This is a genomic window from Candidatus Eremiobacteraceae bacterium, assembly GCA_035314825.1.
In the GTDB taxonomy this organism is placed as follows: domain Bacteria; phylum Vulcanimicrobiota; class Vulcanimicrobiia; order Eremiobacterales; family Eremiobacteraceae; genus JAFAHD01.
Map to the genome: position 1 here is coordinate 1 of DATFYX010000083.1, position 11026 is coordinate 11026.

Below are 11026 nucleotides of genomic sequence, written 5' to 3' on the forward strand. Positions count from 1 at the left end.
CTCACGCTGCGCACCATCACCATCGCGCAAGACTCGCACAAGTACATCCCCGATTTCTATGCGGTCAAGCCGTGGGATTTGCCCACGGTCGTGCGCGAGCTGTTCAACTTCACCGGCAAGGATCTGTCGCAGGACAAGACCGATGCCATCTTAGGCTTTCTCGCCAAGCACCTATCCAATGTGAGCGACGCGACCGTAACCGCGAACAGGCTCATCCACGAGCGCGAGAAGCTCGAGGCGGCTATCACCGACCAGCTCAGCACCAGCGGGCTCATCGACGGCGCGGGGCGCACGGTGGCGGTGCTGAGCGACCACGACTACTTCTCGATCGCGCCGCCGGATTCGCTGGGCATCACCGTGTCGACCAAGCTCATCCTCATCCCAGAATTCATGAACTTCCAGACCGTCGGGCACGAACTGACGCACAGCATTCCGGTGGCGTCCTGGAGTTCAGACCAGATGAAAGCCGAATGCGGCCTGGACTATCACAACACGCAGAACCTGATCGCCAACGGCGAGCGCATCACCACGGCGAGCGTGCTCGCCGCGCGCGTACGCAGGGATAAGACGTTCCCGCTCATGGGCGCATCCGGCAAAGGCCCGTCGCCCAACACCGCCATCCCGGCCAACTGGCCGATCGCGGTTGCGAACACGCAGGGCGCGGTGGATCCAGAGAAGTGGATCACCGAGTGCACCTACTGGCACTTGCTCAAGGACCTGACGATCGTCTACGATCCGCCGATGCTGCTGGTGCGCGGGATGCTGTTCCATCGCGCCGACCTGAACACGGCCGTCTTCGGCCCGTTCTACACGCTTGACGGCAGCGCCGACCTCACCGCCGGCGCGTCCGCCACCTACTCGATCGTCGCGTACGATGCGAACGGCAAGACGCTTGCGACGTACCCGTTCGTGCCGCAGTGGCGCCTGCCGGATACGAAGGAAGATCGCAGCCTGATCGCCTTCGGGTACCGCATCCCGCTGACGCCCGACCTTGCCCGCGTCGACGTCGTCGGTCCGGGCGGCGTGCTCGCGAGCGAACAGCTGAGCGCGCAAGCACCAGCCATCCACATAACATCTGTAGTAGCGCGTTCTTTGAACGCGCAAAACGTCGTGGTAGAACCCATTCGGCCGTCGTCTGGAGGCACCGTGCACGTCGCGTGGACTGTGACGCCGTCCACCAACGCGCTGGCGTCGGTGCTCTACTCGTCCGACGGCGGCAAGACGTGGATCGACCGCGTTTTCGAAGCGAAGATCACGTCGTTCGACGTGCTGCTCGAACCGCACGTGCACAAGCACCAGGTCAAGGTCGTCGTCACCAACGGCACGCGCAGCTCTTCGCAAGTGGTCAAGTTCACCACCCAGTAGCACGATGATGGGGCGGACGTTGCGTCGCTTGCTCCCGCTCTTGCTCGTTCTTGTGCTGCCGCTCGCGCTGCTGGCCGACGGCACCCCGGTCGTGACCCACGATCCGTCCGGCAACGAGATCACGACCACGACCACGACCACCTCGACCACGAACCCGGACGGCACCTACACGGAGAGCACGACCACGAAGGTCGTGGTCAAGAATCCGGCCGGCAATGTCATCAAGAAGTCGACCAAAGTGCGCGACGTCAAGTATAAGAAGAAGGGCGGCGCGCAGCTCAAGGTGTCCGAAGGTACGAGCGTCGACACCTACAACCTAGATGGCTCCTCGACGACGACGATAACCGATACGGTGGTCGACAGCGAGCACGGCACCGTGGACGAGACGGTCACGAAATTGGATCACGCCGTGGACGGCACGATGACCGGCGAGCGGACGAAGACCCATCGAGCCCCCGGCGAGAAATCAGAGACGAAAGAGCGCCTCACCCAGAACGGGAAATGGGAAGAGATCTCGATGGCGGCGCCGCCGTCGGGCGACGCGCTGCTCACCAGCGACCCCCGGTTCACTCGAGTGAAGCCGGCGCCCGGTGACGGGAGCGGCACCGACCAGGGCGTCTACATCGCGCCCCTCGCACATCAGGGCGAGATCACCGGAACCGTTGTCAGCGATCAAGCGGGACCCGCTGCGTTCTACGTCGCGACCGTCACCGGCAACGGCGACCAACAAGTCTACCAGAGCAAGACCGACGACAAAGGCCATTTCCATTTGCGCATCCCAGCGATCGTCGGCCTGGCGACGATTCTTGCGTTCACCGAATTCGACAAGCAGGGCAAGCCCGACAAAGGCGCGAGCTGCCTGATCACCGACAAGCCTACGCATCTCGAGGGCACCGAAGCGGCTCAAAACGTGCCAGCCAGCGGCCCGGCGATCACCGAAGCCAACACGGCATACGAGCGCGGCGGCTTCAACAAGGGTCTCGTCCAGATGCAGACGCGCGGCACGGATCCGCTGCACGCGAAATTGCTGCTCGACGGTTCAGACAAACAGATCGACACCTACGGCACGTCGGACATGAGCATCGCCGGCAAACTGCACGACGACACGCCGCTCGGACGTCACACCGCCGGCGTGCAGAACGACGCGCAGCGTCTCAACGACCAGCAGGCCGACGTCGTCACCCAACAGATCGCGCCGCTGCCGTCGCTCAAGCCCGGCCAGGTCGTCCCCGTGCACCTGCATTTCGATGGTCTGGGCAAAGACCAGGCGACCGTCAAGTTCACGGTCGAAGGATCGGCATCGCTTGCCGACGGCAGCACCACGACGGTCGTGCCGGTCAGTCCGAGCGGCGACTGCCAAGTCCAGATCCGCGCGACCGAAGCGGGCAAGCTCATCATCCGCACGGTCTTGATGGTCGCCGTTCCACCGCTCGCTGCGGCCAAGACCGAGACGCCGCCGCCCAACGCTCCCGTCGCCAATCCGCCGCCGACCGAAACGCCGCCGACGCACCCGCCGACGACGCCGTCGCCAACACCGACGCCGACCGAGTTTCCGACGACCAGGGAAAAACCGTATGGACCCGGCTATCGTCCGCCGCCATGCAAGCCCACGGCGGACGGCGCGTTCGAACCGGTCCAAGGCGTGTGGCAAGACGACCCCAAGTTCGACGACCACCCGACCAAGCAGATCACGCGCCCGCTGATCGACGTGCCCAACTACGTCGCCGAGCTCGACATGATATCGTATCGCGACACGCTGTTGTTCGGCATCGACCGCTATCGGCTCAAGAACGGCGCGGCCGAACACGCGTGGGGCCACTACACGATCCAGATGACGGTCGTGAGCGACTGCAGCGATCCGCCCGTTGGCGTCTCGATGCGCTTCACGCTTGAACGCGGCACGGCGACGCCCGGAAAACTCATCTATCAAAGCAAGGAGCTCGCGAAGATCCCGCTGACCGGCCATCACGTCACGCCGAAGACGTACTTCATCTTTCTCGACGCTGAGGAAGGCATACCGCCGCCGCCGATACCGCCCTTCCGCATCGCCGCGTTCGGCGAGTATCTGATCAAGGACGAGCTGGTCACGGCCAACGGCGGGACCGGTCTCGCGGTGACCGTCGGCGGGAACGTCCACGGCACGCACTCGGTGAAGATCGCGTTCCTTGCGCTGACGCTGACGCCCGCCGACGCAGGCTCCGCCAAGGCGGTAGACGACGCGTCTGAACAGCTCGGCATCATGTCCGGCAGATACATCCCGGATTACTACCCGATGCAACCGCACAGCATCGAAGCCTGGGCGCTCGATCCCATCGACCTGTCGACGTCCAAAGCGATGACCGATCCGATCGAGCCGCTGGTGTTTCCGGGCGTCAAGCCGGAAGACCAAGAGCTCGACGCTCGGATCACGCGGGAGATCGCGGTGCACGCAGAGCTCAGCAAACAGCTCGACGCGTTGACGCGGCTTGCCGGGTACCAGCGCTACGTCGTGGTGTTGCCCGTCGCTGACATGACGGCGATCCAGGGAAAGGGTGTCCTCGGCCTTGCCATGACGGGGAAGATCCTGCTCGTGCGCGAGGACCAGCCCTATTTCGTCGTCATGCATGAGCTCGCGCACACGCTGCCGATGCTGTGGGGCGACTTCCAGATGAATCGCGACTGCTCGGCGCCCGGCAATTATCACAACATGGTGGTGACATGGGCGAACGGGTTCCGCATCGACACCGCCGGCGTCCCCGGCCCGCGCGAGAAGAAGGAACGCAAAGAACCGTTCATGGGGAGCGGCGATGTCGATAGATACACATGGATCGCGCAGTGCACGTACTGGAATCTGGCCAGTGCGCTGCGCAAGAAGCCGGATCCGCCGGCGCTGCTGGTGCGCGGCCTGGTCTCGCGCGCGGGCGGCAAAGCGGGCGCGCTGATCTGGCCGTATTACGACATCGATAGCGAGATCCAATTAGAGTCGCGGTCCGCCGTAGCGGGCGAGACGTGGGCGATCGTCTATCGAGATGCCGGCGGCGCGCCGCTGGCGACGTTCCCGTTCGAGCCGCAGTGGGCCGACGAGAACGGAAAGCAGTCGGACGTCGTGCCGTTCTCGTTCCAGGTGCCGCGCATGACCGGCGTGGCCAGCGTCGAGCTGCAAGGTCCAAACGGTTTCGTGCTGCGCCGCGCCGTTTCACAGGCGCCGCCGGTGGTGCACATCGCGACGCCGGGCGCGGCGGTGCGGCACGCCGGCAGCGCGACGATTGCCCTCTCGTGGAGCGCGGCCGTCACGACGGGGCGGCAATGGAGTACGGTGCTCTACTCGAGCAACGGCGGCGCGTCATACGATCGGCGCGTGTTCGAAGAGCCGGTGACAAGCGCGACTATAAAGATCGATCCCGCTGCGCACGCTCACCGCGTCAAGGTCATCGTGACCGATGGCAGCCAAAGCACGGAGCAGACGCTCGACTTCAAAACCTAATGTAGAGCGCGAAACGTAGTCCCGCGCTCTTGAGCGCGGGCGTCAGAGACCGGTGAAGGTCTGCGAGTACGGCCCCGGTCCGGCATAGCCCGACGGAATAGTTACTGTTGCGGTCACCGAGGTCCCGATCACGGAGACGCCGAGTGGTACGCCTGTCGGCACCGGCGTTATGAATATCCACGTGCACACGTTCGAGTGCAAGTCATTGGCGGGCGTGGAGCTCTGCAAGAAACTCTTGGAAATCACGGCGCCGCTTCTCGACGCGGTGAGGCTGAACGTATTGCACTGTACGCTGTTGTGCGCCGTCGACGTCACCACGAGGTACGCGCAGTTGGGCGGCATCGTCGGTACCGGTGAGGCAGTGGGTTTGGGAGTCGCTGGATGCATCGCTTGCATCCCGCCTGGCCCGCCGTTCCCCGGGCTGTGATTCACGATTGGGGCGACCGTAACGGGCCGCGGAGGCATGCGCGTGAAGCCCACCGCGGGCGGTCCGCCCGCGCATGGATTCACTGCCGACACGGTATTTGTCGTCATAGTGTTGCCGCCGCCTACCGCCGCCGGCGCCGGACTAGCACTAACGAACTGGACCAGGAACAATGCGATCGTTGCAAATGCGGCAGACGAACGGTAGCACGTGATGTTCATAAGCTGGACCCTCCGCGACATAGTCTATCACGTAACGTGTTCTAATCGAGAGGCGTTTCGACTATCCGTATTATCTTGAAGAGCTGAAAGCAGAGGGTCTGATCTGATGCCTAAGACTAAGAAATGGAGCGAAATTCGCGCAACCCGCTCAAAGCCCGGCGTGATTGATCGTGCCGAGGATCATCACAAGAAGCGAGCTGCTTTGCTGAGCGAATTGCGGCGAACGCGACAGCTCACGCAAGACGCCCTCGCTGACCTGCTTGGTATGACCCAGCCGGAGGTATCGAAGCTCGAGCATCGCACGGACCTCTATGTGAGCACGCTGCGACGTTATATCGAGGCTGTAGGAGGAGAGCTCCAGATCATCGCGCGCTTTCCCGAAGGAGAAATCGAGCTCATCGAGCTTGTGCCCAGCGTCCGCGGCGAGTTGCTCGTGAAGTGATCTACCGGTACTTGCTCAGATCGAACGCGAACGAATAATGTCGGCCGTAGGGGTCGACCACCGCGAACGTCCCCTTGAGATGTGAGATGTCGACGCCCGCCGCCGCCAACGCGCGCAGGTCGAAGCGGAACGATTCGTAGCCCAGCCAGCGCGGCACGCGCTTGCCCTCCGACGTCGTGTAGAAGTCTTCCGCCGGCCCGAAAAGCGTCGTGCTCGACGCCGGGAGCACCCGGCTCGCGGCTGTGACGCCAGCCGATCGAAAACGATGCAAGAACGTCTGATCTTTGGGATTCCCGCTGTGCGCGAAGACGACGAAGTCGATCGTATCCGGCACCGCGGCAGCAACGATCGCCTCCGCGGAGATCTTCGACTCCTGAAACGCGGCCAGATAACTCGCGTAGGTCACGCGCTCGAACGGCGTGCCCACGACGACCGCGTCGATCGAACCCTGGCCGGGAGCGAGCAGTAGCGTATCGGGCGCTGAGTATAAGAGATAGCTGCCCGCATCGTATCCCAGGTGCGCCGCGGCCGCTCCACGTCCTTGCGCGACGGCAGCCTGCGTTTCCGCCGCCGTGAGCGCCGGCGAGAACGCACGCGCGGGCGATGCAGCGAAAAGCAGCGCGATCGCCGCGCACCACATGAAGCCGGATCGCGTCACAACGAGAATACGTAGACTTTCATGGAGCCGGCGGCGCCGGGCCAGATCGACCGCGATACGTTGCCCGATGTCGTGACGACATACTCCTTGCCGCTCTCTTGATACGCGACGATGCCGCCTGCGACGCCGCCACCCGTGTCGTAGGTGTACAGCGGCGTGCCCGCCTTCGAATCGAACGCGTAGAAGTTGCCCGCGAGGTCGCCCGTGAAGGCCACGCCTCCCTGCGTCGGCGCCACCGCCGCGACCGCCGGACCTTTCGTCTTGTATTTCCAATCGACTTTCCCGGTGTCCGCGTCGACCGCGGTGATCCAACCATGCGCGTTCTGCCAGGGTCCGGGTATCGCCGCACCGCCCAAGAAGAACTTCCCGGCGACGAATCTCGCCTCTGCGAGTTGATACGTGCTGCACCAATCGACCGCGCCCACCACGAGTTCGTTATCTGGGCGATCATACGCGGGTCCGTTCCACTCGACGCCGCCGACCCAGCCGGGGCAGACCGTCACGCCCGCGACCGTCGGTGCCGCATTCGCGTTGCGGATGGTCGTGACCGGGACTTTGTAGACCAGCGCGTGCGTCGTGCGGTCAAGCGCGTATAGATAACCGTTCTTGCCGCCGAAGACGACGAGATCGCGCCCGCCCTTGGTCGTGATCAGCGCGGGCGGCGCGCCGACGTCGTAGTCGTGCACGTCGTGTGGCACCGTCTGATAGTACCATTTCAACGCGCCGGTGTTCGCATCGAGCACCACGAGCGAATCGGTGTATAAGTTCGCGCCCGGCCGATAGTCGCCGGAGAAATCCGGCGCGGGGTTGCCGACCGGCACGAACAGCTCACCGGTCGCCGGATCCAACGAATATGAGGTCCAAGTCGATCCGCCGCCGGTCGACGCCGTGGAAGCCTTGCCCCACGTCTGCGCGCCCGCCTCGCTGCCCTCGGGTATCAGATCGAAACTCCACAGCTGATGCCCATCGGTCTCATCGAACGCCATCATGCGCCCGCGTATGCCCCAGTCCGCGCCCGCCAGGCCGATGAAGACCTTCCCGTTCCAAACGATCGGCGCCGCGCTTAGGAACATGCTCGCGTTCGAGTCGGCGATCTTGACGTTCCACTTCACCGCGCCCGTTGCCGCATCGATCGCGAGGATGTGGTCGTCTTGGGTGCCGCGGAACAGCGTGCCGTTGTCGAGCGCGACGCCGCGATTGGTGTTGAACGGCTCCGGCCCGGTCGGCACGTACGTCGACTTCCATTTCAGCTTGCAGGTCGTGTCGTCGATCGCGTACGTGTTATGTGCTGACGTCACGTAGATCGTGCCGCCGGCGATCACCGGGCCGGCTTGGAACGCGCCGGTCTCTCCGAGTGAGATCATGCACGCCACTTTGAGCGTCTTCGCGTTGCCGGTGTTGATGGAATCAAGCGCCGACCAACGGTCGGCCTGATACGTGCCGTTATACATCGGCCACTGGGCGGGCACCGCGGTCGGCGAAGGCACGGCTGACGGCGCATTGCGGCTGCACCCAGTCAGCACGACCAAGGTGACCGACGCGACTGCTGCGAGGACCGGCGCGGACTGTCGGCTCATGGTTGGCACCCCCGAGGCGGGTCCGCTTCAACGGGACCCGAGGGGACCCTTGCCCGCCGCCGGAACGTTCCCACCCCGGACCGGAAGCAAAGGAGCAAAGGCATGAGTCGCGGCTTAATCGGCTGCCTGATCGCAATCGTCGTCATCGTCCTCATCGTGGGCGCGTGGCTCGCGGGCACGTACAACACGCTCGTCGCGCAGAGCCAAGCCGTCGACGCGCAGTGGGCACAAGTCGAGAACGTCTACCAGCGGCGCGCCGACCTTATCCCGAATCTGGTCGAAACGGTCAAAGGCGTTGCCAACTTCGAGAAGAGCACGTACATCGCAGTGGCAGACGCACGCGCAAAGGTCGGCCAGGTGAACGTCAACGCATCGAGCCTGCCGACCAACCCAGCAGGGTTCGCGCAGTACCAAGCCGCGCAGGACGGCCTGACCAATGCTCTTTCACGGCTGCTCGCGGTGGTCGAGAACTACCCGCAGCTCAAGGCCAACGAGAATTTCCTGGAGCTGCAATCGCAGTTAGAAGGCACCGAGAACCGCATCGCGGTCGAGCGCATGCGCTACAATCAGGTGGCGCAGACGTTCAATACCACCCGTCAATCATTCCCGACAGTTCTCGTCGCGGGCATCTTCGGCGAGCAGTTCAAGCCGAAGGAATACTTCAAGGCGCAGCCGGGCGCGGAGACGGCGCCGCAGGTCAAGTTCTAGTTGCGCACTTCGCTGGCGCGCAGCACTTTCCGCATCGCGCTGCTCGGCGCACTGCTCGCCGCGCCGCTGACGTTCTCGGCGTCGGTCTCGACGGCGCGCGCGGCAGAACCGCCGATCCCGCCTATGCCCGAGCAGTTCGTCACCGACACGGCGGGCGTGCTCTCGTCCGCGACGCAGACCTCGCTCAACACGCAGCTCGCCGAGTACGATCAGAAGACCGGCCACCAGATCATCGTTTGGATCGGCCAGACCACCGGCGGCGCGCCGCTCGAGGACTGGACGATCCGCGCGTTCACGAAATGGAAGGTCGGGCGCAAGGGACTCGACGATGGTCTTGCGCTCTTCCTGTTCATGCAAGACCACAAGATCCGCATCGAGGTCGGCTACGGACTCGAGGGCGTTGTCACCGACGCGCGCGCGTCGCAGATCGCGCGTAACATCATCGCGCCCAAGCTCAAGGCCGGCGATGTGGACGGCGCGGTCACGGATGGCGTCAACGCGCTCATCGCGACCATCGGCGGCGCATCGCCCGAGCAGACCGGCGAGAACAACGAGAGCACGGCTTCGAACGCGTCGCCGGCGGACATCCTCGTGCCGCTGATCTTCGTGATCATCTTCTTCGTCGTCGTCACGTTGATCGCGCGCAGTTCCCGATATGCTGCCGGTCGTGGGTACACGATCGGCTCGGGCGGCGCCGGAGCGGGGTGGTGGGGCGGCTTTAGCGGCGGTGACAGCGGCGGATCGAGCGGCGACAGCTTCGGGGGCTTCTCCGGCGGAGGCGGCATGGGCGGAGGCGGGGGCGCATCGGCGTCATGGTGAGCATATAGCATGGCACAGGACAAGCATCCGCTCGCGCGCCACGTGGACGAGCGGCGCATCAGCGACGCCATCAAAGCCGCAGAAGCGAACACCAGCGGCAAGATCTACGTGACGCTGTCGCCGCATTTCTGGGGTGCGGCACAGCGCGGCACGAAACACGCGTTCGGCAAGCTGCGCGGAGCGCACCCGATGGACGAGAGCGGCGTGTTGTTCTACGTCGTGCCGTCGCGCCACGAGTTGCACGTGCTCGGCGGCGCGGGCATCCACGGCAAGGTCGGGCAGGCGTTTTGGGATCGCGTCGTCGCCGAGGTCGCGCAGCAGATCAAGGCCACCGATCTGACCACCGGTATCGTGCACGGCGTGGGCGTGACTGGAGAAGCGCTCGCGCACCACTACCCTCGCGCGAAGGAAAGGCCGTAGCGAGACAAAGCTCGCCAACGATCGATGGGCAATCTGAACCTCGTCGCCAAGTGTCTCGCGCTCGTCGTCGCTATGGTATGTGTGGCGGTCCCTTCCTCTGCGCGAGTGAAGACCCGGCTCGTAGCCGTTTTTTCGCTGACGTCAGCCCCGGAGCTCAAAGACGTCGCTGCAGCGATGACCCAATCGCTTACCGAGCAGATCAGCCAACTGGAGGGGTTCGACGCGAGGGCCATGCAGCAGGGCGACACCTCGGTAAGGAACGCCGCGGCGGCGATCCGAGCCGAGATCTATGTCGTGGGAGACGTGACGAAGGACGGCGACGAATATTTCATCCATCTGAGAAGTTTCAACGTCGGCACAGACCTCCCGATGAATGCTGTGATGTTGGCAACGCCCGACAGATCGACGCCGAAGTCGATGTTCCTTGCTTCCTTATTCTCAGCACCTCCGTTGCAAGGCGCCCAGCTTCCGGTCACACCAGTTGCCGTCGCGGCTCGGTCGTATCCGCTGCTAGCGCCGGAGGCGGCTTTCTCGCAGCCGCAGGCGCTTGTCATCGCCCGCTGGGACATACAGCCCAATGGTGAGATCAGCGACGTTCACGACATCATGGTATTCCGACTACCTCTCGCCACCGCTGGATCGACGTCCGCCGCCCCGTCGTACACGCGGCACATCATGATGTCGGCGCAACGCGGCTTCATCAACGGCGTCGCGATCGATTCCAAGGGCAGCCTCTACGTGTGCCGGTCGCACGAACCGTCCGTGGGTGTCGATGTCTATGCGCCCGGCGAGAGCGTCGATACCGTGCCGCTGCGGCACATTCCGGTCCAAAGCCCGGACCAGGATCATGATTGTCTCGATATCGCTATCGACAGCAGCGACAAACTCTACGTGCTCAATCACTGTTGCCAAGTCGTCGTATACCCGGC

Annotated in this window: 10 protein-coding genes; 8 read left to right on the forward strand and 2 right to left on the reverse strand. The window is 64.1% G+C overall.

Translation table 11 applies throughout. The features are described 5' to 3' along the window. The 4 genes from VKF82_11935 to VKF82_11950 form a co-directional block, all read left to right on the forward strand. A partial coding sequence (locus VKF82_11935) for a hypothetical protein (protein ID HME82763.1) occupies positions 1-1365 on the forward strand: 1365 nt, incomplete at its 5' end. Positions 1366-1384: 19 nt separating this feature from the next. Beyond that, on the forward strand, positions 1385-4828 hold the full coding sequence (locus tag VKF82_11940) for a hypothetical protein (protein ID HME82764.1): 3444 nt from the start codon (positions 1385-1387) through the stop codon (positions 4826-4828). Between the two features lie 181 nt (positions 4829-5009). Further along, the gene (locus tag VKF82_11945) at positions 5010-5255 is read left to right on the forward strand and encodes a hypothetical protein (protein ID HME82765.1); all 246 of its coding nucleotides are present in this window, start codon (positions 5010-5012) and stop codon (positions 5253-5255) included. A 324-nt stretch (positions 5256-5579) separates the two neighbouring features. After that, complete coding sequence (locus VKF82_11950) at positions 5580-5915, forward strand: XRE family transcriptional regulator (GenBank protein ID HME82766.1); 336 nt, start codon at positions 5580-5582, stop codon at positions 5913-5915. A 1-nt stretch (position 5916) separates the two neighbouring features. On the opposite strand, the gene VKF82_11955 is transcribed toward VKF82_11950, so the two are convergent. Both VKF82_11955 and VKF82_11960 read right to left on the reverse strand, forming a co-directional pair. Further along, entirely contained in the window at positions 5917-6573 is a 657-nt protein-coding gene (locus VKF82_11955) for a hypothetical protein (protein HME82767.1), read from the reverse strand. Next, positions 6570-8150, reverse strand: a complete 1581-nt coding sequence (locus tag VKF82_11960) for a PQQ-binding-like beta-propeller repeat protein (GenBank protein ID HME82768.1) — start codon at positions 8148-8150, stop codon at positions 6570-6572. The genes VKF82_11955 and VKF82_11960 overlap by 4 nt, the downstream gene beginning before the upstream one ends. A 102-nt stretch (positions 8151-8252) precedes the next feature. Between VKF82_11960 and VKF82_11965 the strand changes: the two genes are divergently transcribed. The 4 genes from VKF82_11965 to VKF82_11980 all read left to right on the forward strand — a co-directional run. After that, a complete protein-coding gene (locus VKF82_11965) occupies positions 8253-8858 on the forward strand; it encodes a LemA family protein (protein HME82769.1) in 606 nt (201 codons plus the stop codon). After that, the gene (locus VKF82_11970) at positions 8859-9677 is read left to right on the forward strand and encodes a TPM domain-containing protein (GenBank protein ID HME82770.1); all 819 of its coding nucleotides are present in this window, start codon (positions 8859-8861) and stop codon (positions 9675-9677) included. A gap of 9 nt (positions 9678-9686) precedes the next feature. Beyond that, entirely contained in the window at positions 9687-10097 is a 411-nt protein-coding gene (locus tag VKF82_11975; GenBank protein HME82771.1) for a TPM domain-containing protein, read from the forward strand. Positions 10098-10271: 174 nt separating this feature from the next. Further along, a partial coding sequence (locus VKF82_11980) for a hypothetical protein (GenBank protein HME82772.1) occupies positions 10272-11026 on the forward strand: 755 nt, incomplete at its 3' end.

What these genes read in the sequence shown, in the direction of transcription:
- VKF82_11965 (HME82769.1), top strand. Translation starts at nt 8,253, where the DNA reads ATGAGTCGCGGCTTAATCGGCTGCCTGATCGCAATCGTCGTCATCGTC.
- VKF82_11950 (HME82766.1), top strand. Translation starts at nt 5,580, where the DNA reads ATGCCTAAGACTAAGAAATGGAGCGAAATTCGCGCAACCCGCTCAAAG.
- VKF82_11960 (HME82768.1), bottom strand. Translation starts at nt 8,150, where the DNA reads ATGAGCCGACAGTCCGCGCCGGTCCTCGCAGCAGTCGCGTCGGTCACC.
- VKF82_11975 (HME82771.1), top strand. Translation starts at nt 9,687, where the DNA reads ATGGCACAGGACAAGCATCCGCTCGCGCGCCACGTGGACGAGCGGCGC.